Genomic DNA, 26834 nt, shown 5'->3' with positions numbered 1-26834 from the left:
AATCCATCGCTTTCACCTAGAAAAGTACCGACAGTAACGTGTTCCCCGTCAACTATTCCAGGTAGTTGCGCTCGATGCCGTAACACCACGTCGGGAACTTGATAGTTCCCTGACAATGCGGGTGTCAGCGGCATTTCCTCTGACGGTCAGGACACCAGTCGGACGGCGTACGGCGTCATTCCGCCCCAGCGAACCGGGGAGACCATGACACTCGAACCGGATTGTGGTGCCTCGAGCATCTGCCCGTTACCGAGGTAGAGCGCCACGTGCTGGCTGGCGTTGGGGCCGTAGAAGATCATGTCGCCGCGTTTCATCTCCGAAGACGGAACCTGCGTGCCCGCGGTGTACTGATAGCCGGTGTAGTGCGGCAGCGAGATTCCGATGCCGGCGAAGGCGTAGATCATCAAGCCCGAGCAGTCGAACCCGACTTTGTTGAAGTCGCCGTAACTGTCGGCGACGCCGCCGTCACGGATGCCTCGCGTCGGACCGTTTTCGTCGCCTCCGCCCCAGGCGTACTGCACGCCGAGCTGAGACATTCCGCGGTCGATGACGGATTCGATTGCAGCGCTTCCGGTAACGGAAGGCTTCGGCGTGCTGGGCTTCGGCGTCGTCGGCTTGGGGGTGGTGGGCTTGGGCGTCGTGACCGTTTCCTCTTCGGTGCCGGTCTCTTCGTCCGTGCCTGTTTCCTCGTCGGTCCCGGTTTCCTCGTCAGTCCAGGTGTCGTCGTCGTCCGGGATGACGGTCGGAGTCGGGTCTTCCACAGCGGTGTGCGGACGCTGAGCCGCTGCCAGTGCTGCAGCTCGATCCTTGGCGGCCTGGTCGGCAGCTGCGCGGGCGGCAGCCTGTGCGGCAGCTTCCTTGGCGGCAGCTTCGAGAGCCTTCTGATGAGCTTCCTCGGCGCGACGCTGCTCGTCCCACGTCGCATACGCCTGGCGTTGGCCCTGCAAACCTGCGACTGCATTGCGGGCGGCGTCGAGCTGAGCCTGAGCGGAGTTCCGCTCGGCTTCGATCGCGGCCTTCTTGGCAACCTGCTGATCGAGAGCGTTGCGCGCGATCTGAATCGCCTGCTCGGCCAGATCCTTCAGTTGTGCCGCGACCTCGGCGGCGGCGTCGGCCTGCTGCTTTGCCTGGCGGGTCGCGGAGTCCTTGTTCGCCTGCTCGGTACGTGCTCGTTGGAGACCGTCAAGCACTGCGCTCTGCGTATTGGCGAGCAGTTTGAGGACCTGCGCGCGGTCGAGGACGTCGCCCGGGCCCTTGGCGTCGAGGAACGACGAGATGGACGCGGTGTTGGTGCCCTTGACGTAGCTCGAGCGTGCGTACTTGTCGAAGTCCGTCTGAGCGACCTCGATCTGCGCCGACGCGTCCTTAAGAGCTTGTTTGGTGACGCCGACGGCCTGCGCTGCGGTGTCTGCGGCGCCGCGAGCGTTCTGCAGATCCACGAGCGTCTTGTTGACGTCTTCACGCTTGATCGCAACTTCGTTGTCGAGTGCCGACAACTGTTCGTTGGCCGATGCGACTTGATTGATGAGCGCGCTGACGGTGCCGACGCTCGACGAGACCTGCGAATCGGCCGCAGCGATGTCCGAGTCACTCGGATTCGGCGGCGGCGGTGGTACGGCCGAGGACATGGCGGGCGTACCGACGATCAGGGACCCGACAACGCCGAATCCGATGACCAGTTGCGCCAGGCGCATCGACTTACGGGAAGGACCACGACGGGACTCGCCGCCACGTGTTACTTGCCTCACAAATAACTCTCCCTCGCGTGTAACGCCACGGCCCGCTGGGTCGCCGATCCGTGCGGGGAGGGAATGCGCAGACCAAGCTCCGGTCGCCCACAGCCCGAGAGCTGCTCGTCGACCTGGACGTGCCGTACGAACGCCACCGTCGACACCTCGAGAACAAGGCAACCGACAAGTACGCGTCGAACAACATCAGCCTGTCTGCGACACTTCTTCCCCAAAAAGTGCCAGTTGTACCGTACGACACTCAAGCGTTCTTTGGAAACTTTAGCCACAAATAACACAAACGGTATTTGAGCTGGTCGAATGGCATGCAGGTACCAAAAAGGGCAGGTACTCACCGCAAACAGCGGTGAGTACCTGTTTTCGACGAGTTACTGAAAATCTCGCAAAAGGACCAAGGTCAGACGGAATCGGCCCGGTGGTCGGAAGATGTCGCCGTTTCTGAAGTCGAAGCGATATGTCTGGTTTGCGCGTTTTCCGGCTCTCGCCGCCACTTGACGGCAAAGGTAATTCCTGCAATAACCGCAACCAGTGCGATGACAAGGACCGTGTAAAGCGTCCACGGCGGACCCGGCGCCACGATCTCGTGCGAGAAGCGGTCCGCGGTCACGCTCGCGCTTTCTCCGAAAGATCGGTCCTGCGCGGTTTCGAGCTGCACGCGACTGATCGAGTCGCTGTAGCTACCCATCCAGTCTGGGCTCAGAACGAGAACCGTGCCGCCTTCGGTTTTGCCGACCGTCGTGGCCAGGTCGCGAAGATCGGACGGCCGGCCCGGATTTGCGTCGACCACCACGACGCTCAAGTCGACACCACGTTCACGGGCGTCGGTCACCACCGCAGTCAGCCCCACAACATCGGACTCCGGGGCGGAGACGCCGTCCGTCGAAAGGTCCGCGAGCACGTCGTCGAGATCGACATCCGACGGAACAGCGACGTGCAACGGGGACTTCACGTACACAGGCGCAAAAGCGTGATTGGTAGGAGCAGACATCTCTCATCCGGGTGCTGTTCGGATTCCGTCCACCGCTGAGATGCGGGGAGTTCTTCCGAGGTCGTTTTTCGGCGGCCGACCCGCGACGGGCCTGCATGCAGCCTACTTCAGGTCGACTGCCACCAGGCGTCACACGCAACCGCCGCGCGTGCCGCCCGAGCGGTAACTGTGGGTGTGGTCACCCAGCCAAGCCTGCGTTGCGCAGGCCCGCAGTCTGCATGAAGATTGTTTCGGTCAACTTGCCCTGAATTCTCACAGGACAAGCGTACTGTTAGACTTGGACCAAGAGGTACCACCGGTCAGGACAGGTTCTACTGCAGCTCCGATGTTCGGACAGTTCTCACGCGAACTGTGCGATTGGCGTGAGCTACGGAGGGTCTTCCCGGCCGAAGTACCTCGCTTCAGCTGCCGACACAGCCCCGTCGGTAGCGACCCTCATAGACGAGTGGAGCAGACGTGAGCACCAGTATCGATTCATTCGGAGCCAAGGGAACCCTCGAGGTCGGTGAGAACTCTTACGAGATCTTCCGCCTCTCGGCCGTCCCCGGCACCGAGAAATTGCCCTATTCCTTGAAGGTTCTCGCCGAGAACCTTCTCCGCACCGAAGACGGTGCCAACATCACCGCGGATCACATCCGCGCGATCGCGAGCTGGGATCCCTCAGCCGAGCCGAGCATCGAAATCCAGTTCACGCCTGCCCGCGTGATCATGCAGGACTTCACCGGCGTTCCTTGCATCGTCGACCTCGCCACCATGCGTGAGGCCGTCACCACCCTCGGCGGCGACCCGAACAAGGTCAACCCGCTCTCCCCCGCCGACATGGTCATCGACCACTCGGTCATCCTCGACGTCTTCGGCCAGGCCGACGCACTCGAGCGCAACGTCGACCTCGAATACGAGCGCAACGGCGAGCGTTACCAGTTCCTCCGTTGGGGCCAGGGCGCATTCGACGACTTCAAGGTCGTCCCCCCGGGAATGGGCATCGTTCACCAGGTCAACATCGAATACCTGGCGCCCACCGTCATGTCCCGTAACGGACAGGCATACCCCGACACCTGTGTCGGCACCGACTCGCACACCACGATGGTCAACGGCCTCGGCGTGCTCGGCTGGGGCGTCGGCGGCATCGAGGCCGAGGCAGCAATGCTCGGCCAGCCCGTCTCCATGCTGATCCCCCGCGTTGTCGGCTTCAAGCTCTCCGGTGAGATCAAGCCCGGCGTCACCGCAACCGACGTCGTGCTCACCGCCACCGAGATGCTCCGTAAGCACGGCGTCGTCGGCAAGTTCGTCGAGTTCTACGGCAACGGTGTTGCCGAGGTTCCGCTCGCGAACCGCGCAACGCTGGGCAACATGAGCCCCGAATTCGGTTCCACCGCAGCGATCTTCCCGATCGACGCCGAGACCATCGAGTACCTGCGCCTCACCGGCCGCAGCGACGAGCAGCTCGCTCTCGTCGAGGCGTACGCCAAGGAACAGGGCCTGTGGCACAACCCCGACAAGGAACCCGTCTTCTCGGAGTACATCGAGCTGGATCTGGGAACCGTTGTTCCCTCGATCGCCGGCCCGAAGCGCCCGCAGGACCGAATCCTGTTGTCGGAGTCCAAGACTGCGTTCCGCAAGGACATCCACAACTACGTGGAAGAGAACTACCCGACCGAGCACACCCAGCTCGACGAGGCCGTCGAAGAGTCCTTCCCGGCTTCCGATCCCGCGGTTCTGTCGTTTGCCGACGACGGAGCGGTCGACGTTCTCTCTGCTGCCAACGGTGCAGAAGGCCGTCCGAGCAAGCCGGTCGTCGTCAAGTCAGACGCCGGTGAGTTCGTTCTCGACCACGGCGCCGTCGTTGTTGCAGGTATCACCTCCTGCACCAACACGTCCAACCCGTCGGTCATGCTCGGTGCTGCACTGCTCGCACGCAACGCCGTCGAAAAGGGCCTCGCCACCAAGCCGTGGGTCAAGACCAACATGGCTCCCGGTTCGCAGGTCGTCACCGATTACTACGAGAAGGCCGGCCTGTGGCCGTACCTCGAGAAGCTCGGTTACTACCTCGGCGGTTACGGCTGCACCACGTGCATCGGTAACACCGGACCCCTGCCCGAGGCAGTCTCGAAGGCCATCAACGACAACGACCTCTCGGTCACCGCGGTGCTCTCGGGTAACCGTAACTTCGAGGGACGTATCTCCCCCGACGTCAAGATGAACTACCTGGCTTCCCCGCCGCTCGTGATTGCATACGGCCTCGCCGGAACCATGGACTTCGACTTCGAGACCGATTCGCTCGGTAACGACACCGACGGAAACCCCGTCTACCTCAAGGACATCTGGCCGTCCACGCAGGAAATCGAAGAGACGATCAAGTCCTCGATCGACCAGGACATGTTCCGCAAGTCGTACGCAACCATCTTTGCGGGCGACAGCCGCTGGCAGAACCTCGAAACCCCGAAGGGTGACACCTTCGAGTGGGACGTGAACTCCACCTACGTGCGGAAGCCACCTTACTTCGACGGCATGACGATGGATCCGGCTCCGGTCAAGGACATCAAGGGCGCTCGCGTCCTCGCACTGCTCGGCGACTCGGTCACCACCGACCACATCAGCCCGGCAGGTCCGATCAAGGTCGGTACCCCCGCTGCGCAGTACCTCGACTCCCACGGCGTCGAGCGTGCGGATTACAACTCGCTCGGCTCGCGTCGCGGTAACCACGAGGTCATGATTCGCGGAACGTTCGCGAACATCCGTCTGCGCAACCAGCTCCTCGACGACGTCTCCGGTGGTTACACCCGCGACTTCACGCAGGAAGGCGCACCGCAGGCATTCATCTACGACGCGTCGCAGAACTACCAGGCAGCCGGCATCCCGCTGGTCGTCCTGGGCGGCAAGGAGTACGGCTCCGGATCCTCGCGTGACTGGGCAGCCAAGGGCACCAGCCTGCTCGGCGTCAAGGCCGTCATCACCGAGTCGTTCGAGCGCATCCACCGCTCCAACCTCATCGGCATGGGCGTTGTCCCGCTGCAGTTCCCGGTCGGCGAGTCCGCAGGTTCGCTCAAGCTCGACGGCACCGAGACCTTCGACATCGAAGGCGTCGAGAAGCTCAACGAGGGCGTCACCCCGAAGACCATGAAGGTCACGGCAACGCGCGAGAACGGCGAGAAGGTCGTGTTCGACGCAGTCGTACGCATCGATACCCCCGGCGAAGCGGATTACTACCGCAACGGTGGCATCCTGCAGTACGTGCTTCGCAACATGATCCGGGGCTAGTCAACCGAGCCCTGCTCTAACCCACGTGGCGGACTCAGCGAGGTGCTGAGTCCGCCACGTGCGTTCAGAGCACAAAGAAAGCGCGAGACGAGGACAACAACGTGCCCAAGGTCAGTGAAGACCATCTCGCGGCACGGCGCAGTCAGATCCTTGACGGCGCCCGCCGCTGCTTTGCGGAATACGGCTACGACGGCGCCACAGTTCGCCGTCTCGAAGAAGTCACCGGTTTGTCCCGAGGAGCGATCTTTCATCACTTCAAGGACAAGGACGGCCTGTTCCTCGCTCTCGCAAGCGAGGATGCGAGCCGGATGGCAGATGTCGTCGCCGAAGAGGGCCTTGTCCAGGTCATGCGGGACATGCTCGCGCAGCCCGATCAATTCGATTGGCTGGGAACGCGACTGGAGATAGCGCGTCGACTGCGCAACGACGCCGACTTCCGCGAGAAGTGGTCACAGCGCTCCGTAGAACTGACGGAAGCGACCAGTGCGCGCCTCGCCAGACAGAAATCGGCCGGTCGGCTCCGTGACGACGTTCCCACCGAAATTCTGATCGGATACCTGGATCTGGTGATGGACGGCCTGGTCGCGAGAATCGCCTCCGGCCACGGCGTCGACAACCTGTCAGCTGTTCTCGATCTGGTCGAGGAATCGGTGCGGCGGCGAGATTGAGGGGCTTCGCCCCTGTGAGTGGTTGAGGAGTGCGGGGACTCCCTAACCACTCACAGGGGGTTAGGCGAGCTGGATCAGCTCGAGGTATTCCTGCGACCAGTGGTCCTCGTTGCCGTCGGGCAGGAGGATGACCCGCTCGGGGTTGAGTGCCTCGGCAGCGCCCGGATCGTGGGTGACCAGGACGACGGCACCGGTGTAGCTGCGGAGCGCGTCGAGCACCTGCTCGCGTGAGATCGGGTCCAGGTTGTTGGTGGGCTCGTCGAGAAGCAGAACGTTGGCAGCGGACGACACCAGACCGGCCAGAGCCAGACGCGTCTTTTCACCACCCGAGAGCGTTCCGGCCGGCTGTTCGAGCTGTGGGCCGGTGAACATGAAGGCACCGAGCAGAGAACGCAGTTCCTGCTCCCCCGTATCCGGCGCAGCGTGGCGGATGTTCTCCCACACGGACGCGTCGTCGTCGAGGGTGTCGTGCTCCTGAGCGAAGTAGCCGACCTTGAGTCCGTGGCCGGCGATCAGCTCACCCGCGTCCGCCTTCTCCGCGCCCGCGAGGATGCGGAGCAGCGTGGTCTTACCTGCACCGTTGAGTCCGAGGATAACCACACGAGACCCACGATCGATCGCGAGATCGACACCGGTGAAGATCTCGAGCGAGCCGTACACCTTGGTGAGGTTCTTGCCCATCAGCGGAGTCTTGCCACAAGCGGCGGGCTCGGGGAAACGAATCCGCGCAACCTTGTCCGAGACACGTTCGGCATCGAGGTTCGCCATCAACTTGTCGGCTCGCTTGGCCATGTTCTGAGCCGCGACCGCCTTGGTTGCCTTTGCACCCATCTTCGCTGCCTGAATCCGCAGCGCACCGGCCTTCTTCTCGGCGTTCGCGCGCTCGCGGCGACGACGCTGCTCGTCAGTGGCACGAGCGTCGAGGTACTTCTTCCAGTTCATGTTGTAGACGTCGGCCTCACCGCGGACGGCATCGAGGAACCACACACGGTTGACGACGTCGTTGAGCAGGTCGACGTCGTGACTGATGACCACCAGTCCGCCCTCGTGGTTCTGGAGGAAACCACGCAGCCAGGTGATGGAGTCGGCGTCGAGGTGGTTGGTGGGCTCGTCGAGCAGCAGAGTCGTGTCCGAGCGGGCACCGCTGCCGTCGGAGGCGGCAAAGAGGATTCGCGCCAATTCGACACGACGACGCTGACCGCCGGACAGCGTGCTGAGCGGCTGCCCGAGAATACGGTCTTCGAGGCCGAGGCTGCTGGTGATACGTGCGGCTTCGCTCTCGGCTTCGTAGCCGCCGAGGGCCGAGAATCGATCCTCGAGCTGGCCGTACTTCTTGACCGCGCGGTCCTGAGATTCCTGATCGAGCACCTCGCCCATCAGGATCTGCTGCTTCTCCATCTCGCGGAGCATCGTGTCGAGGCCGCGGGCAGAGAGAACCCGGTCCTTGGCGAGGATGCTCAGGTCGCCCTCTTTGGGGTCCTGCGGGAGGTATCCGAGTTCACCGGTGCGTACGACGCTTCCCGCATATGCCTCACCTTCACCGGCGAGGATGCGCAGAGTGGTCGTCTTTCCGGCACCGTTACGTCCGACGAGTCCGATCCGGTCGCCCGGCTGGATGCGCAGCGAAGGCCCGGGAGCTGTGAGAAGGGTGCGGACACCGGCACGAACTTCGAGGTCAGTGGCGGTAATCAAGCAAACTCCTCAGGAAAAACGACGAATACGGGTAAACAATGCCTGACTACAGACACAAGAACTATCGATTTTACCGTGACCTGACGGTCGTTCCGACCAGGAGCGTGTGAGTCCGCTAACGTTCGGGACATGACTAGCGAAAACAGCACTCGTCCTCGCGACCTCGAAGGCCGCGCCGCCATCGTCACCGGCGCAAGTCGCGGAATCGGCAAAGCTGTCGCCGCCGAACTCCTCGCTCGCGGCGCCGACGTCTTGATCACAGCCCGCAAGCCGGAGCCCCTCGAGGCCGCTGCATCCGAACTGTCCGATCTGGGGCACGGCGGCAAGGTCGTCGCATTCGCGGGCAACGCAGCCGATGCCGAGGCCCGATCCGGTGCCGTCGACCGCGCCGTCGCCGAGTTCGGTTCGCTCGACATTCTGGTCAACAACACCGGAATCAATCCCGTCTTCGGTTCGCTCATGGAGGCGGACCTCGACGCCGTGCGCAAGATCTTCGACGTGAACGTGGTTGCCGCCCTCGGCTACGTCCAACAAGCACATCGGGCGTGGATGGGCGAACACGGTGGAGCCGTCGTGAACCTGGCAAGTGTGGCCGGGATCCGGTCGACGGGCGTCATCGCGGCGTACGGCGCGTCGAAGGCTGCGCTCATCCGGTTGACGGAAGAACTGGCCTGGCAACTGGGACCGAAGATTCGTGTGAATGCCGTAGCACCCGGGATCGTCAAGACGCAGTTCGCGGCAGCACTGGTCGCTGCCGGCGAGGACAAGGCGTCGGCGGGCTACCCGATGAAGCGGCTCGGCACCCCCGAGGACGTTGCCGGCTTGGTCGGCTTCCTCGTCTCCGACGCGGCGGCATGGATCACCGGCGAAACGGTCCGGGTCGACGGCGGTCTGCTCGCAACGGGATCGATGTAGTGCGCCGATCATGAGCACACTCGACTCCTCCGCCGACGTGGTGATCGTGGGCGGAGGGCCGGCGGGGCGGGCACTCGCGACGCGCTGTATCGCCCGGCAACTCACCGTTGTCGTTGTCGATCCGCATCCTCATCGGGTGTGGACGCCGACGTACTCGGCGTGGGCAGACGAGCTGCCGTCGTGGCTGCCGGACGAGGTGATCGCGAGCCGAATCGAACGCCCGAGCGTGTGGATCAGCGGGCAGAAAACGCTTGATCGCATTTATTGCGTATTGAATACATCTTTACTGCAATCATTTCTCTCCGACACATCCACAGAGTTCAGAGGCTTACGCGCTCAAACACTGTCCACCACCACCGTCGTGTGCGTGGACGGATCGCAGCTGACGGGATCCGTCGTCGTCGACGCCCGAGGCACCGATCTGGCAGTGACAACCGCGCAGCAGACGGCCTTCGGAATGATCGTGGACCGAGCTCTGGCCGACCCGATTCTGGGCGGCAGCGAGGCCTGGTTCATGGACTGGCGAACAGACAACGGCACCTCCGACGCCGACACTCCGTCGTTTCTCTACGCGGTCCCGCTCGACGACGAGCGAGTCCTCCTCGAGGAGACCTGCCTCGTCGGCCGGCCGGCGTTGGGGTTGCGCGAACTCGAAACACGTCTGCGCACCCGACTTCACAATCGGGGCTGCGAAGTCCCCGACGACGCGCCGATCGAGCGAGTCCGTTTTGCAGTCGAAGGCCCGAAGGACTCGTCCCCGGACGCTGTCCTCCGGTTCGGCGGGCGAGGCGGTCTGATGCATCCGGGAACCGGATACAGCGTTGCCTCCTCACTCGCCGAGGCCGACACTGTCGCGAAAGCAATCGCCGACGGTGAGGATCCGAACGCGGCACTCTGGCCTCGCTCGGCCAAGGCGGTATCCGCTCTCCGCCGCGTTGGTCTGAACGCACTTCTCACCCTCGACTCGGGCGAAGTCACCACATTCTTCGACAAGTTCTTCGATCTACCGGTCGAGGCTCAGCGGTCATACCTTTCCGATCGGCGGGACGCGGCCGCGACGGCGAAGGTGATGGCAACACTGTTCCGATCGTCACCGTGGCACGTGAGAAAGACGTTGATGCGCGCGCCGTTTTTCCGGTGACTAGATCCGCACCGACTACTGCGCTGCCATCGAGCCGGCGATCATCGGCCAGGAGTTGTGGAGGTCGTCCTGCCAGTAACCCCACGAGTGGGTTCCGCTCGGCTTGAAGTCGAAGGTCGCGGGGATGCCCAGTGCGTTCAGTCGGTCCGCCAATCCGTGTGTGCACCCGTTGACCGCGGATTCGATGATGCCGCCGACGATGATCTGATTCAGGAGTGCTCCGGGGTTTCCGTTCACATCGGGCGCCTGAAGGTTGTCGTGCGGACCTGGCAGCCCGGATCCGGTGGAGACGTACAGTTCGGTCCCCCGCAACTTCTCCGCGTTCACGACGGGATCGTTCTCGCGCCATCCCGGACCGTCGAACGGTCCCCACATGTTTGTCGGATCAGCGCCACCCCGCGCACCGACCACCAGTCGCACGTAGTCCTGACCCGGCTGGGTGGAAGTCTCCGCGCACCCGCTGTAGGCCCCGACACTCCGATACAGCCCTGGGGCTGAGATCGCGAGATTGAGTACCGAGGTCGCGGTCATCGAGATCGCCGCGATGGAGTTGACCCCGTTGGTACCGAACTGCGCATCGATGACTGGCGGCAGTTCACGCGTGAGGAACGTCTGCCACTTGTTGCGTCCGAGTACGGGATCGTCCTTCTGCCAGTCGGTGTAGTAGCTGAACGCTCCTTCCAGCGGCGTCACGACGTTGACGTTCTTGTCGGCAAAGAAGTCCAGGACATCGGTCCGTCCTTCCCACGTTGCACTGTCCTCGCCACCACCGGCGCCGTTGAGCAGATACAACGTGGGCCGTGGGGCGCTCGTGTCGGCGGGGAGGATCACCTCGAGTGGAATGTCGCGGCCCATCGCATCGGAGTGGACGCTGATGGTTACGGTGCGTGCCGGATCTGCGTTCGCGGGCCAAGGCGCAAACAGCAGTGGAACCAGTGAAATTGCCAGCGCTGCTGCTACGCGTCGACGGTAGGTTCGGATACTCATCGGAGTATGCCCCCAGGTGTGCGAGTCGGATTCTCGGAGCGGATACCCGCTCGCCGCGCCTCGAACCGGCCCACCCGGACGCAACGGTTCGGGATCAACCGTGAGCGTTTGCCTCGCGCAATCGGCTGGGGGCGACCATCATGGGAGGCATGCGCTCGATTTGGAAAGGCTCGATAGCCTTCGGTCTGGTCAACGTTCCGGTCAAGGTGTACTCGGCGACCGAGGACCACGACATCCGATTTCACCAGGTCCATGCAAAAGACGGTGGCCGCATCAAGTACAACCGTGTGTGTTCCGAGTGCGGAAACACGGTTCAGTTCGCGGACATCGACAAGGCGTACGACTCGGAAGACGGATCGCGCGTCATCTTGAGCGACGAGGACTTCAACAAACTCCCGGCCGCGGAGAAGCACGAGATTCCGGTGCTGGAATTCGTGCCGAACGATCAGATCGATCCGATCTTGTTCGAGAAGAGTTACTTCCTCGAACCCGATTCGGCGTCGCCGAAGGCGTACGTCCTGCTTTCGACTGTGCTCACCGAGAGTGATCGAACGGCACTGGTGCATTTCACTCTGCGACAGAAGACGCGCCTGGCCGCGATGCGCGCTCGCGACGGCGTCCTCGTGATCCAGACGTTGCTGTGGCCCGACGAAGTTCGCGCAGCAGAGTTCCCTTCACTCGACGACGTGGAGAAGCCGAAGGCCAAGGAACTGAAGATGGCGCAGACGCTCGTCGAGAGCATGGCGGGCGATTTCGATCCGACCGAGTTCACCGACGACTACCAGCTCCAACTGCGGCAGTTGCTCGACGAGATGATCGAGAACGGCGGCAAGAAGGTCATCCCCGCCGCCGAGGTCGACCAGGAGGGCACCGATGCAGAGGTGGTCGACCTCGTTGCCGCACTGCAGCGCAGTGTGGACGAAGCGAAGTCGAACGCCTCCAAGGCCGGCTCGTCGAAGTCGACGACGCCGAGGAAGAAACGAGCCTGAGGTCAGCCGCGCACGTCTTGGATCTCGATAAGAGCGTCCAACTCGGCGTCGACGTCCGGGGCCGCGTGACGACCCGTTCCGACCGCCAGGTTGATCACGGGCCCGATCGCCTCCAGACCTGCCTCGGCGAACATTTCGGCGTGTGACGTGGGCACCGGACGGTCGATGATCACCCCGGACACGAACGGTCGCCACGCCGACGCCGTGCGCAGCGGGTCGAAGGTGTCGGTCTGTGCCGAGAAGAACAGCAGATCGCCCACGAACTTGCCCGGGCGGTACCGCTGGGCAAGCTCCGCGCCTGCGGAGTATTCCTCGAACAGTCGCTCGATCCGATCGCTCGAGACCAAAGGGTGATCGCCGATGGACTCATGCAAGAGCGCTTCGGCGTCCTCCGGTGTCAGATCACGCTCGTCGGCGTCCGGGACCGAGATCCCCAACCCGCCGATCAGTTCGGCGAGAGAAGGCTGCGCGCCCGCCATCGTCGGGTCTTCGAGAACGAAGCTGTCGAGCAGAATCAGGTCGGCGACGCTCTCACCCGCTGCTTGCAACTGCACCGCCGCCGCGTGAGCGATCAATCCCCCGATCGACCACCCCAGCAGGTGATACGGACCGTGCGGCTGAACTCCGCGAATTTCCTCGACGTACCGCGCCGCGAAATCCTCGATCAGCTCCGCCCGGAATTCGGGGTCCGTCAGAATCGGCGACTGCAGGCCGTAGAGCGGCCGGCTGGAATCGACGTACCGATCGAGTGCCCCGTAGCACCAGGCCAATCCGATGGCCGGATGGATGCAGAACAGTGGCTCGGCGCGGCCTTCCGGGCGTAGTGGCAGGACTACTGCAAGTGCGGAGGTATCCGCGTCACTTGTCACAACTGTTGCCTCGAGTTCGAAGAGTCTGCGCGCCAATGCCTCCGGCGTCGGGTCGGAGAATATCCACGCGACGGGGACGGTCATGCTGGTGCGTTCCTTGATGGCAGCGACCAAACGCGTTGCCATGAGCGAGTTTCCGCCGAGTTCGAAGAAGCTCGAATCGGCGTACGTGTCTGCGTCGGCGAGATCGAGTACCTCCGCGAAAGCAGCGCAGATCGCAATCTCGTCGCTGCCTTCCGGACTGCGTCCACTCGGCGCCTCCCAGAGGGGCGCAGGCAGAGCTGCGCGATCCAGCTTGCCCGCCGGTGTGGTCGGGACTGCACCGATCGTGACAAAAGCGGACGGGATCATGTGCGCAGGCAGGGATGTGCCTGCGTGGCGTCGTAGTGCGGTGACGTCGACGTCCCCGTGTGCCGGGACGACGTACGCGACGATCCGAGCGTCGACGCCGTCGCCGACGACCACGCTCACAGCCGAATGCACGGACGCCTCCGACGCCAGCACCGCGTCGATTTCACCGAGTTCGATCCGGAACCCTCGGACCTTGACCTGGTGGTCCGCGCGTCCGAGATAGACAAGCGACCGTGCGCGATCCTCACGCACAAGATCCCCGGTGCGGTACATCCGAGAGCCTTCGGGTCCGTGCGGGTCGGCGACGAACCGCGCTGCCGTGAGCGCGGGGTTGCCGAGGTACCCGCGGGCGAGACCGTCGCCGCTGACGTAGAGCTCACCGACGACCTGTCCGGGGACCGAGTGCAGTCGGGAATCGAGAACCATCGCATCCACACCGCGGATCGGACCGCCGATCGTCACAGACTCCCCCGCGACGAGTGAATCGCTGATGGTGACTGCGACGGTGGCCTCGGTCGGGCCGTACGCGTTGAACATTCGGCGCCTCGGCGCCCACCGAGATACGAGGTCGGCGGTGCAGGCGTCGCCACCGACAACGACGGCCTCGAGATGGTCGAGACCGGCGGGATCGACAGTCGCCAGGGCGGCCGGAGTCACGAATGCATGGGTGATCGCCTGCTCGTCGAGCAGTTCGTGCAATTCGACACCGCCGAGAACCGTCGGAGGCGCAATCACCATCGTTGCGCCGGCGCCGAATGCCAGAAGGAGCTCGAGAACCGACGCGTCGAAGCTCGTCGAGGCGAAGCTCAGAGCGCGAGAGTGCGCGGTGACGCCGAAACGTTCCCGCTGTTCGTCGGCAAACGCGGCCAATCCCGCGTGAGTGACCAATACGCCCTTGGGTTTTCCGGTCGAGCCCGAGGTGTAGATCAGGTAAGCCGGGTTGTCGAACTCGAGTGGCGCGTCCGGCAGTGTCTCGGAATGGGCTGCCTCGATTTCGGTGGTGAATTCGACCGCGTCGAGCTCGATCCACGACGTGGCGCCCGGAAGGCCGGCCACATACTCGCCCCTGGTGATACCGAGTACCGCCCCACTGTCGGTGAGCATGTGCTCGATCCGCTCGGCGGGGTACGCCGGGTCCACGGGAAGAAACACTCCGCCGGCTTTCGCTACGGCCCAGAGCGCGATCACATAGTCGGCCGACCTCGGAAGCGCGAGTGCCACAATCATTTCCGGCGCAATCCCGCGAGCGATCAACGCAAACGCCATTGCGTCGGAGCGTCGGTCGAGTTCGCCGTACGTGAGCGTGGCGGAAGCCGCGACGTCGACGATTGCCGGAGCATGCGGATCGGCCGCGCTGCGAAGCAGCAACTCCGGCAAGGTCAAAGCATCGCCGGCCGGACGTCCGGGCAACGCACGCAGGCCACGTCCCGCAAGATCCACGTCACCGACGACGGCGGAGGGCTGGGCAGTCAGTGTCTCGATGACCGTTTCCAGCATCACCGCAAACGACTCCGCCGTATCGGTGTCGAAGAGGTCCTTCGCGTAGGTGAGGGAGGCCTCGTAGCCGCCGCCTTCCTCCGCGGTCTGTTCGACAACGGTGAACTGCAGGTCGTACTTGGCGATGTCCGGTGTGATCTCGTGGGCACGAACGGCAAGTCCAGGCAGGTCCCACGTCGTCGGGTGGGCGCCGTGGAACGAGATCATCGTCTGGAACACCGGATGACGGTCGGTGGTCCGGGTCGGCGCCACAACGTCCACGACCTGCTCGAACGGAATGTCCGCGTGGGCGAAGGCGTCGAGATCGACGGAGCGGACAGTACGCAGAACGTCGACGAACGTCGACCCGGGATCGACCGTCGTGCGCAGTCCGACCGTGCCCACGAACATTCCCACGAGGTCGTCGAGAACTCGGTGTCCTCGCCCGGCGACCGGAGATCCGATCACGATGTCCGTGCTTCGACTCAGCCTGGACAGCAGCACGGCATAGGCAGCGTGCAACACCATGAACGGCGTCGCCGCATTCGAGCCGGCGACCGCCTCGACCGCGATCCGGGTGTGCGCCGGAAGCGACACCGCGGTGTGGCCGCCGCTCAACGACTGGGTGAGCGGGCGCGCTCGATCGCACGGAAGGTCGATCAGCTCAGGTGCTCCCCGCAACGTCTCCCGCCAGTACGACGCCTGTGCCCCGAGCACGCTCTCGGATTCGTTCACAGAGCCCAGCGCTTCCCGCTGCCAGATGGCGAAGTCCGCGTAGTGCACCTCGAGCGGAGTGAACTCGGGAGCGCGTCCCGAACTTCTCGCGACGTAGGCGGTGAGCACGTCCTTCATCAACGGCGCGATCGACCATCCGTCCGCCGCGATGTGGTGGATCACGATGACAAGCGTGTGGTGCTGCGGCGTCGACTCGAGCAGGAGCGCGCGAACGGGAGATTGGGTCGTGATGTCGAATCCACGCGACGCGAATTCTCTGGCGAGCTCTGCCGGTTCACGGGTGTCCACATTTCCGTACTCGAGCGAGGTGAATGCATCCTGGATCACCTGGTGTGGGCCGGTGTCGGAGTCGGGGAACACCGTGCGCAGGATTTCGTGCCTTTCAATCACGTCGAGGACCGCAGCTTCGAGGGCTGGGACGTCGAGTGCACCGTCGAGGGAGATCGCGGCAGGGACGTTGTACGCGGGTGAGCCGGGATCCATCTGGTTGAGGAACCAGATGCGGGCCTGCGCGTAGGACAGCGGAATTTGCTCGGGGCGGTCGACGGCGGTGATCGGTGGTAGCGCCTTCGGCCCGGCGGATGTGTCGAGTACGGTGGCAAGTTCCCGAATTTCGGGGTGCTCGAACAGCATTCGGACAGGTACCTGCCTGCCCAACGATTCGCCCAGTCGCTGGGCCAGTCTGGTGGCGAGCAGTGAGTTGCCGCCGAGTTCGAAGAAACTGTCCGACGCACTGATCTGTTCGATACCCAGTAGTTCTGCCACGACGCCGGCAACCTGGAGTTCGGTCGCGGTGGTCAGCGGCTCGACACTCCGCTCGGACGAACGCAGTGTCGGCGCCGGCAGCGCCGATCGGTCGAGTTTCCCGACGGGGGTCAGCGGAACGTGCTCGATCGGGGTGATCGCCGACGGCACCATGAAGGCGGGCAGTGAGCGGCGCGCATGGTTCAGCAGTTCGTCCATCTCGACCGCATCGGCGCCGAGTACTACGTACGACGCCAACATCGTCTCACCGGAAGCTGCGTCGATGCCCACGGTGACCGCGAACTCGACGCCGGGGTAATCGCTGAGGACGGAGTCGATCTCGCCCAGTTCGATGCGGAATCCGCGTACTTTCACCTGGTGATCAGAGCGTCCGACGTATTCGATCGTCTCGAGCGGCGTCCACCGAACGAGGTCACCGGTCCGGTACATGCGGGCGCCGGCCGGGCCGAACGGCGCTGCCACGAATCGCGTCGCCGTCAACGCGGGTTGGTCGAGGTAGCCGCGGGCAAGTCCGAGGCCGGCGATGTAGAGCTCACCGGTGACCCCGACGGGTACCGGCTGAGCCGAGCCGTCGAGAATTACCGCGGACACGCCCCGGACGGGTCCACCGATGGTCACGGTCTCCCCCACCGTCAGGGCATCGCTGATGCACACCATGACCGTGGTTTCCGTCGGCCCGTAACCGTTGAACAACCGGCGACCCGGTGCCCACTTGCGGACCAGTTCGGGTGAACAGGCCTCGCCGCCGACAACGATCGACTGCAAGACGTCCAGCCCGGTGGGATCGACCGAGGCCAGCGCTGCCGGCGTGATGAACGCGTGGCTCACCTGGTGATCGGTGATCAGTTTTGCGAGGTCCTCGCCGCCGTACACATCGGGAGATGCGATCACCATCGTCGCGCCCTCACCGACGGCGAGCAGCAGTTCGAGGATGGATGCGTCGAAGCTCGGTGAGGAGAAGTGCAGCGTCCTCGACTGCGCCGAGATGCCGTAGCGCGCCGTCTGCTCGGCGGCCAATGCGCTCAGGCCACGGTGAGTGACGCTGACACCCTTGGGCTTTCCCGTCGATCCGGAGGTGTAGATGATGTAGGCGAGGTTGTCGATTCGGATCGGCGCGGCAGGAACCGGCTGCCAGACACCGTCGCCGTGGATGTCGTCCATCGTCATCCACGGAACCGGACGGGGCAGTGATTCGATCACCGCTTCCGTTGTCACTCCGCGAGTGGCTCCGGAGTCGGTGAGCATGTGCAAAATGCGATCGGCTGGGTATCGCGGATCGACCGGAACGAACGCGGCGCCGGTCAAGGAAACGCCCCACAACGCGACGATCGAGTCGATCGAACGCGGAATCGCTATCGCCACAATGTCTTCGGCGCCGATACCTTCCATGGTCAAACGGCGGGCAAGCGCCGATGCACGGGAGAAGAGATCTCGGTAGAGCACGGTGGTGTCACCAGATCGAAGGGCCACCGAATCGCCTGAACGGGTGGCGGTCCGCGTCAATATTTCGGCCAAGGTGCGCGAACTGGTCCACGCCGGACCTCGTACCGGCATCAGCGACGCACGCTCGAGGGTGCTGAGGAATTCCATGTCGTCGATCGCGGTGTCCGGGTCTGCGGCGACGGCGCGGGCCACCGACTGCACACGTGCGGCGATCGTTTCCGCGGTGGAAATGTCGAAGAGCGCTTCGGCAAACCTGAGCGACCCGGTGATCTCCGCGTTCTCGGAATCGCCTGCCAGCAGGGTGAACTCGAGGTCGAACTTAGCGACGGACGGTTCGAGCGCTTGCGCCTCGAGATGGGCGTCGTGGACGGTTACCTGCGGCGAGACCACATTCTGGTGGTACGACAGCATGACCTGAAACAGCGGGTGTCGCGTAGTTGACCGGTCGAGATCGAGGGCGTCGACCAGCACCTCGAATGGCAACTCGGGGTGCGCGAAGGCGGCAAGGTCGCGTTCACGGACGACCTCGAGCAGGGAGGTGAACGACGCTCGGTGATCGACCGGTGTGCGAAGCGGTAGCGAATTGACGAACATCCCGATCAGGGAATCCAGTTCGGGTCGGCCGCGGCCTGCCACCGGAGTACCGACCACCACGTCGTCGGTAGCACCGAGACGCGCCAGAACAACCGTCAAGATCGCGTGTACGACCATGAATTGCGTCGTGCCACTGCGCCTTGCCAAGGCGGCGAGCCGCTCCCCGGTCGCCGCGTCGATGACGATCGGCACCGATCCGACGGCGGTCGTGGTGACAAATCCGCGTGGGCGATCCACCGGTAGCAGTACCTCGTCCGGGGCACCGGCCATGGCAGCGGTCCAGAAGGTCAGCTCGCGGGCAACCAGAGACTCCTGGTCGTCGATCTGCCCGAGCGAGTCTTGCTGCCACACCGCGTAGTCGGCGTACTGCACGTCGAGCGGTGTGAAAACCGGGGCGTCTCCGACGACGCGTGCGGAGTACGCCGCGACGAAATCTGTCGCGAAGGGAGTCAGGGACCAGCCGTCGAAGGCGATGTGATGGATGACGACGACCAGTACGTGAGCGAAAGTGTCCTCGCGCACCAGCATGGCCCGAATCGGCAGATCCGAACCGAGATCGAACCCACGCGCCGCGAACTCCGTCGTCGCGGATTCGATACCTTCGGATCCGCGGTAGCGCTCGACGGAGAACTGCACGTCGGAAATTGCTCGGATGACCTGACTCGGGCCGTCGGCGCTGTCGACGTAGATCGTTCGAAGCACCTCATGGCGTGCAATGACGTCCGCAAGCGCCTCCTCGAGTGCATCGCCGTGGATGTCTCCGGTGATCCGGATCGCGAACGGAATGTTGTAGACCGCGGACTGCGGGTCGAAGCGATTGACGAACCACAGCCGCTGTTGCGCAGCGGAGAGCGGTAGTCGGTCCGGGCGAGCACCGGCGCTCAGGGCAGGTCGATCGTCTGATTCTTCGGCGCTCGCCGCCAGACGTGCAGCGAGCGCTTCGACGGTCGGCGCTTCGAAGATCGAGCGCACGTCCACGGCGAGTCCCGTCGCTGCGCTCAACCGCGCGGACACCTGCGTCGCGACGAGGGAGTTGCCCCCGAGATCGAAGAAACTGTCTCCGGCCCGGACCTCGGGTACGTCGAGCAGTGAAGCGAACACGTCGGCGACGGTGCGTTCGAGCCCGGCCTCGGGTTCACGACCCGTACCGAGGACTTCGCGCGGTATCGGCGTCGGCAATGCTCTCCGATCGAGTTTGCCGACCGGAGTCAACGGAATCGCGTCGATCGGGGTGATCGACGACGGAATCATGTACGACGGCAGCGTGTCGGCGAGTGCAGCAAAGAGCGACTCGATATCAGCGTCGCCGCTGAGCAACACGTACGACGCCAGAGTGGTGCCTGCGGCGGATTCGACGGGAATCGTCGTGGCGAAGTGAACGAGAGGGGAATCCATCAGAGCAGCGTCGATCTCGCCGAGTTCGATGCGGAACCCGCGGATCTTGAGCTGATGATCGCTGCGGCCCACGTAGCGAAGGGTCAGGTCCTTGGTCCAACGGACCAGGTCACCGGTTCGGTACATCCGCGCACCGGACGTCGAGTACGGATGCGCGACAAAACGATCCGACGTCAGCGCGGGACGAAGGTGGTAACCACGTGCAAGCCCCGGCCCACCGATGTACAGCTCGCCGACGCCGCCGATCGGGACCGGTTGCAGCCGAGCGTCGAGCACCACGGCGTCGATTCCGCGGATGGGACCGCCGATGGTGATCGGATCGCCCGGTGAGAGTGGGTCACTGATGGCAACCATGACAGTGGTTTCGGTCGGACCGTATCCGTTGTGCAGTCTGCGCCCGTTGCCCCAGCTCGAGACCAATTCCGGGGTGCACACGTCGCCGCCGACGACTACGCATTCCAGTGCCGTCACGCCCGCCGGATCGACGGTCGCCAGAGCAGCCGGAGTGATGAAGGCATGAGTGACCTCGCGGCTTCGGAGGAACTCGCTCAACGCCTCCCCTCCGTAGATGTCGGGAGGGGCGATCACCATCGTCGCGCCGGTCGAACCGGCGAGCAGTAGCTCGAGTACGGCGCCGTCGAAGCTCGGTGACGCAAAATGCAGAGTTCGCGACCCGGCGGTGATCCGGTACCGATCCTGTTGTTCGCGAGCGAGATTGGCCAAACCTGCGTGAGTGACGACGGTGCCCTTCGGCACTCCGGTCGAGCCGGAGGTGTAGATGACGTACGCAGCCGACGCCGCAGTGATCGACGCTGTTCTGTCAGCGTCGTCGATGGCAGCGTCGTCGATGGCAGCGTCGGAGTAGGCGGCACATTCTGCAACCGTGTCCGCGTCGCCGAGGTCGATCCAGACTGCGACGTTCCCGCGGGTTGCCGGACCGGCCGCAACCTCGGCGGACCGAATTCCGATCCGCACACCCGAATCCTGGAGCATGTGCGCAACTCGATCTGCGGGGTAACGGGGATCGACCGGGACGAAAACACCGCCGGCTTTGGTGACCGACCAGACTGCGAGCACAGAGTCGACCGATCGGGCGACGGCCAGTGCGACCGGTGTCTCGGGGCCGACGCCCAGGTCCATGAGGTATCGAGCGATCCGATTCGATCGACGCTCCAGCTCCCCGTACGAGAGTGAGCGCTCGGAGTCTTCGAGGGCGATCGCGTCGGGATACGTCCTCGCGGTAGCCCCGAGGATCTGCGCCAGCGTCGATTCGCCGACCGAAGCCACGCCGCGCCGCGGCAATATCGCGGCACTCTCCCGGGATCCGAGTACACGAAGATCACCAACCGGTGCAGTCGGTTCCGACACTGCCGATTCCACGAGGGTCACGAAGTTTCGCGCCAACGCTTCGACCGTCGCGTTGTCGAACAGGTCGGTGGAATAGGTGAACGTGGCATCGATTCCAGCTGCGGCCCCGGACTCGTGACGTTCGGTGACGGTGAGCTCGAGGTCGAACTTGGTCAGCCCCGTCTCGACTGCCCGCGCCGTCATCGACACCCCGGCCAGTTCGGCTGTGTGAGCCGTGGTTATCCGAGAGGTGATGGCAGCTTGAAAGACCGGATGGTGCGCAGGCGAGCGGTCGAGTTCGAGCGCGTCCACGACGACGTCGAAAGGCACGTCCGCATTGTCGAAGGCATCCACGTCGACGGCCCTGACCTGCGACAGGTGTGCGGCGAACGTCGCGTCCCGATCGACGACGGTCCGCAAGGCCAGAGTGTTGACGAACATGCCGACGAGCAGATCGAGAGATCTGTCCCCTCGTCCTGCCACCGGTGTTCCGATGACGATGTCGTCCGTCCCGCTGTACCTGGCCAGAAGCAGGGCGAAGCACGCGTGCAGGGCGATGAACGGCGTGGCGTCGTGATCGCCGGCAAGTACAACGAGCTTCTGATGAGTGGAAGCGCCAATTCTGATGTCGACTCCGGCCCCGCGCATGGTCGGGTCGAGTGGGCGCGGACGGTCCGTCGGCAGGTGGAGTTGCTCGGGCGCTCCCGCCAGCTGCTGCTTCCAGAACGCGATCTGTGAGTGGGCAAGCGAATCGGTGGATGCCACGTCGCCTAGGTGTTCTCGGTGCCAGAGCGTGTAGTCGGCGTACTGCACCGGAAGGGGCGCCCACTGCGGGCTGTTGCCGCCGACGCGGGCGGCGTAAGCGCCGGTGAGATCAGCAGCCAACGGCGCGAGCGACCAGCCGTCGGCCACCATGTGGTGCAGAACTACGACGAGGACTGCTTGCTCGTCATCGCCGTCCTTGCCATCGCCTTCCTCATCGTCGGCGACAGTGATCAGCAGGTAGCGGACCGGGCGTTCGCGGACCAGATCGAAACCCGCCGAGGAGAATTCGAAGATCACACTTTCGAGATTCTCGCGTTCCACTTCGATCGACTCGAGCCCCGCGATACCCTCGCCCAGGCCCAGAACCTTCTGCGTTGCGTTGTCCCCGATTTGAGGAAACACGGTGCGTAGTGACTCGTGACGTGTCACGACGTCCACGATCGCGGCACTCAGTGCGTCGGGATCGACGGCGCCGCGCAACGACACCGCCAACGGAATGTTGTATGCACCTGATTCCGGTGCGACGCGGTTCAGGAACCACAGTCGCTGCTGCGCGGGAGCGAGAGGCAGTACCGTCGGCCGGGCCACGACCTGGATACCGTCGGCGTCCGGGGTCTGGGCGGCACGCTCGATCGTCGCCGCGATCCCGGACACCGTGGGATGGTCGAAAAGCGCACGCAGTGGCATACGAACTCCGGTGGCTTCGGTCAAGCGCGCCACAGCCGTCGTCGCTACCAGCGAGTTTCCGCCCAAATGAAAGAAATTGTCGTCGAGCCCGAGCGGTCCACTACCCAGGATGTCAGCCAGAACCGCGGCTACCTTGCCCTCGGTCGGAGTCGTCGGGGGCCGGAAGACCTTGGTGGAGGCGAGGATCGGCGACGGCAGCGCACGCCGGTCGAGTTTTCCGTTGGTGGTCAACGGAATCGAATCGATGACCATGAAGGCATCGGGAACCATGTAGGTCGGGAGGGCTTCGGCGGCGTGCGCGCGAAGGGCTTCGGCGTCCACGGCGTCCGAAGCGGTCACATAGGTCACGAGAGCGCCGCCGGCCGGCGTCGGAGCCACGACGGTCACGGCGTCGTCGATTCCCGGCGCGCCGAGGATGACGGAATCGATTTCGCCGAGTTCGATCCGGAATCCGCGGATCTTGACCTGCGCGTCGCCGCGTCCGAGGTACTCGAGCTGTCCAGGCGCAATCCATCGTGCGAGGTCACCGGACCGGTACAACCGCCGGCCGCCCGCGTTGAATGGATCGGCAACGAACCGGCCCGCGGTGAGGTCTGGTCGGCCCAGATAGCCACGGGCGAGTTGACCGCCGGCGACATAGATCTCCCCCGCAATCCCCACCGGGACCGGGGAGAGATGCTCGTCGAGCAGGTACACACGAAGTCCGTCGATCGCGTCACCGATCCGGCTGCCGGTAACCGCACTCGCGCTCGCCCGGTCGAGTTCGAGATGGGTGACATGCACCGTCGTCTCGGTTATGCCGTACATGTTGACGAGTGCGGGCCCGGATTCCGTGTGATCGTCGTAGCCCGCGTGATTGTCGTACCAGCGCCCGAGGCGACGAAGATCCAAGGCTTCGCCACCGAAGATCACGTACCGGAGCCGGGTCGCCGAATCGGCCCGAAGGTCGGCTTCGATGTACTGGTAGAAGGCCGAGGGCGTCTGATTGAGCACGGTGACGCCTTCTGCGGCGACGAGCGTGCGGAAGGCATCGGGGTCGCGTGAGACTTCGTGATCGACCAGAACCAGCGTTCCACCGTGGAGCAGCGCGCCCCACAGTTCCCACACCGAGAAGTCGAAGGCGAACGAGTGGAACATCGTCCACACGTCGTTGCCGTCGAATCCGAATTCGACCTGCGTGTTCTCGAACAATCGCACCACGGTGGCGTGGGTAACCGAGACGCCCTTGGGTCGGCCCGTCGACCCCGAGGTGTAGATCACGTACGCCAGATTGTCGGCTCCGTGCCCGCGCGGGCACTCATCGGTTTCCAGACCCTCACCGGAGTACTCGTCGGAGTCGACCCCGACGACCACCACGTCAGAGTTCGGGAAGGCGGAGTTCGGGAAAGTGGAGTTCGGGAAAGTGGAATCGGAGATGACGCACACCGGTTGCGCATCCTCGACCACGTATGCCAAACGCTCGGCGGGGTGCGCACGATCGAGTGGGAGGTATCCGCCGCCGGCCTTCACTACCGCGACAGCGGCAACGATCATGTCCACGGATTTCGGCAGCATGATTCCGACCAACGACTCGGATTGCACGCCATGCTCGACGAGCTTGCGCGCCAACTGATTCGATCGTCGATCGAGTTCGCGGTACGACACGCGCTCGCTACCTGCGACAACGGCGATCGCTTCCGGGGTCGCCCGAATGCGATCGGAAAGGATGTCGGAGAGCGTTCGGACCGGGGTAATCGGCAGAACGGGCGGCACCAGCGCCTGGCGCGCGTCCGGGCGGAGTAGATCCACTGAGCCGAGCGCCGAGTGCGGAGCACCGACCATCGCGGTCAAGATTCGTAGATAACGGTCGGCGAGGTCCTCGGCTTGCTCCTTCGTGCCGAGCCAATCCAGAACACCGGAGATCGGCTGATCGAATTCGGCATGCTCACCAGTCGGAATCGCCAGGGAGACAAACAGTTCGGGCACGGTGGCCAGATCCGATCCGATAGGCGCACCGACCATGAGCCCCGGAAATCTCGGGTGAGCATCCAGCGGCTCCTCGAAGCAGACCATCGCCCGGAACAACGGGCCCGTCTCCACCCAGCGGCCGTCACCGAGTGCGGCGGTCACCGAAGACAGAAGAATGTCTGCGTGTTCGAAAGCTTCGATTGCGACGGTGTCCACCGCACCGACCAGGTCGTTGAGCGTCATGGTGTTCGACACCGTCGAGCGAAGCACCAACTGGTTGGCGAACATCGAGACGAAATCGTCCGGGTTCGAGGCGCCGTACCCGCGGACCGAGACGCCGATCGACACCTCGTCAGCCGAACCGACGCGGCGCAGCAGTCCGGCCATCGCAGACTGGAACAGCACGAACAGACTCGTGTTCATCGTCGTCGCCATCGTCTCGAGGCGGCGGCAGAGGTCTGCCTCGATCTCGAGGGGCGTGGACGTCCGACCGGATCCGGCGACGACCGGCAAACCCAGATCCTCGGCGGGGTTCGACAATGTCGAAGACCAGTACTCGACGTTGCGGGCGTGTTGAACTTCGGCGATCCACTTCCCCGCGGCGTCCGGGTCGATGTCCATCAATCGAGTTCCCGATTCCGCAGCACAGAACAATTCGAGGAATTCGAGGAAACGTCGGTGGTGACGCGTGATGTCCTCGTTGGTGTAGAGGTCTGGATTCGCGGCGAAGTCGATCTGGATCTCTTCGGCTGCGGAAGTCTGATAGACGTTGACCGAGAGGTCTTCGATCGGTCCGGTCGAGATCACGTTCAGTTCGCCGTGCGCGTCCCCGAGAGTGATTCCCGAGTGGAACAGCATGAGGTTGATCAACGGCCCGTGGAAGCCGCGTCCGTCGGCGATGCTGTGATCACCGGCGTTGAGGTCGCGTCGTAGGTCCTCGTGGCGGTACTTCTGATGACGCAGTGCGCCGGTGAGTTCGATCTTCACCTCGTGCAGCAAGTCTCCCACCGCGAAGTGCGGATCGACACTCGCACGTATCGGGACGACGTTCGACATCATTCCGCCGGACCGGCGAGCAGCTTTTGTCGTCCGCCCCGAGACCGGCAAGCTGAGGACCACGTCGCGGGTCCCGGTGGCCCGGGCGAGGTAAGCCGCCAGTGCACCGATCACCACTGACGACGTAGTCACGTCGTGAGCGACGGCGAGCCTTTCGAGGGAGCTTCGCAGTTCCGTAGGTACCGTCGCCGACCGTAGGCGTGACCACGCCTGCGACGGAGCAGTCGAGGACGCGAGCGAGGTTCCGCCCGGCTTGTCGGCCATCTTGGTGTTCCAGTAGTCGCGATCGCGTTCCCACCGGGAAGAGCCCAGATAGTCGGCCTCTGCCTTCACCAACGATTGGAGGGGGGCAGTTACCGCTGGGGGAACTGGCAGATCCCGCACCGCGGCGGTGTAGATCTCGGCTGTGCGGTTCATCATCGACATCGCGCCGAAACCGTCGAGCGCCACATGATGAATACGGCTGTACCAGTAGTAATGGTCGTCGCGAAGCACCAGGACTGCCAGCCTGACCAGGCGATCGGTGAACGGATCGATGGCAGCAGTGTGCTCTTTGCGCATCCATTCTCGCGCCGCCGATTCCGGATCGGATTCGGCGCGCAGGTCGACCACGTCGAGGGAGTCGTCCATGTCGAGATCGAGCCACTGACGCGCAACCCCGTCCACCTCGACCAGGCGCAGGTATCCGGAGCCGATCTCACGGCCGGTCTGTTTACTGGCAGCGGTCAGCAGCTCGATGTCGAGCGGGCCGTCCACGTCGACGTACTGAGCGATGCTGACGGGAATCTCGGGTCGAAGCTGTTGTGCGACAAGCAGGGAAAGTTGCGCGGCAGAAAGAGGGAAGGTGAGTTCGTCGTCCGGACGAGCTGCGGAAACGATTCCTCGGTCGGGACTGCCATCCACACGAATCTCCCTCTTACAACTTGATCATGATGCAAACAGGTATATGCGTCCGCTGGACGCTTCGAACTGATCGGGGCACTTCGAAATGAGACGAATACATTGGAAAGCTCGGGTG

10 protein-coding genes are annotated in these 26834 nt (G+C 63.9%); 5 read left to right on the top strand and 5 right to left on the bottom strand.

Annotated features, from left to right (window positions below):
• Positions 1-146: 146 nt before the first annotated feature.
• On the bottom strand, positions 147-1694 hold the full coding sequence (locus tag AC3WQS_RS20425) for an NlpC/P60 family protein (RefSeq protein ID WP_029255350.1): 1548 nt from the start codon (positions 1692-1694) through the stop codon (positions 147-149).
• A 451-nt stretch (positions 1695-2145) separates the two neighbouring features.
• Positions 2146-2736, bottom strand: a complete 591-nt coding sequence (locus AC3WQS_RS20420; protein WP_070797005.1) for an Rv1476 family membrane protein — start codon at positions 2734-2736, stop codon at positions 2146-2148.
• A 456-nt stretch (positions 2737-3192) separates the two neighbouring features.
• Here AC3WQS_RS20420 and acnA point away from each other — a divergent pair, with 456 nt between their 5' ends.
• Complete coding sequence (gene acnA, locus AC3WQS_RS20415; RefSeq protein WP_019748421.1) at positions 3193-5994, top strand: aconitate hydratase AcnA; 2802 nt, start codon at positions 3193-3195, stop codon at positions 5992-5994.
• Positions 5995-6095: 101 nt separating this feature from the next.
• Positions 6096-6662: a TetR/AcrR family transcriptional regulator gene (locus tag AC3WQS_RS20410; RefSeq protein WP_003944970.1), complete on the top strand. Its 567-nt coding sequence runs from the start codon at positions 6096-6098 to the stop codon at positions 6660-6662.
• Between the two features lie 60 nt (positions 6663-6722).
• Here AC3WQS_RS20410 and AC3WQS_RS20405 read toward each other — a convergent pair whose 3' ends face one another.
• On the bottom strand, positions 6723-8354 hold the full coding sequence (locus tag AC3WQS_RS20405; protein WP_020907739.1) for an ABC-F family ATP-binding cassette domain-containing protein: 1632 nt from the start codon (positions 8352-8354) through the stop codon (positions 6723-6725).
• A 129-nt stretch (positions 8355-8483) separates the two neighbouring features.
• Between AC3WQS_RS20405 and AC3WQS_RS20400 the strand changes: the two genes are divergently transcribed.
• Entirely contained in the window at positions 8484-9269 is a 786-nt protein-coding gene (locus AC3WQS_RS20400; protein WP_019748418.1) for an SDR family oxidoreductase, read from the top strand.
• Positions 9270-9279: 10 nt separating this feature from the next.
• Entirely contained in the window at positions 9280-10410 is a 1131-nt protein-coding gene (locus tag AC3WQS_RS20395) for a lycopene cyclase family protein (protein WP_492712197.1), read from the top strand.
• 15 nt (positions 10411-10425) lie between these two features.
• Here the strand turns inward: AC3WQS_RS20395 and AC3WQS_RS20390 are convergent, their stop codons facing one another.
• Positions 10426-11397 (bottom strand): alpha/beta hydrolase, encoded by a 972-nt coding sequence (locus AC3WQS_RS20390; RefSeq protein ID WP_029255347.1) that lies wholly within the window; start codon positions 11395-11397, stop codon positions 10426-10428.
• Between the two features lie 149 nt (positions 11398-11546).
• Here AC3WQS_RS20390 and ku point away from each other — a divergent pair, with 149 nt between their 5' ends.
• On the top strand, positions 11547-12386 hold the full coding sequence (gene ku, locus AC3WQS_RS20385) for a non-homologous end joining protein Ku (RefSeq protein WP_172932851.1): 840 nt from the start codon (positions 11547-11549) through the stop codon (positions 12384-12386).
• Positions 12387-12388: 2 nt separating this feature from the next.
• On the opposite strand, the gene AC3WQS_RS20380 is transcribed toward ku, so the two are convergent.
• The gene (locus tag AC3WQS_RS20380) at positions 12389-26719 is read right to left on the bottom strand and encodes an amino acid adenylation domain-containing protein (RefSeq protein ID WP_492741535.1); all 14331 of its coding nucleotides are present in this window, start codon (positions 26717-26719) and stop codon (positions 12389-12391) included.
• Positions 26720-26834: the final 115 nt, after the last annotated feature.

It is taken from the genome of Rhodococcus sp. FW305-130, from assembly GCF_058788335.1.
Note: the sequence above shows the minus strand (reverse complement) of the source record. Positions and strands in the feature narration are given on the sequence as shown.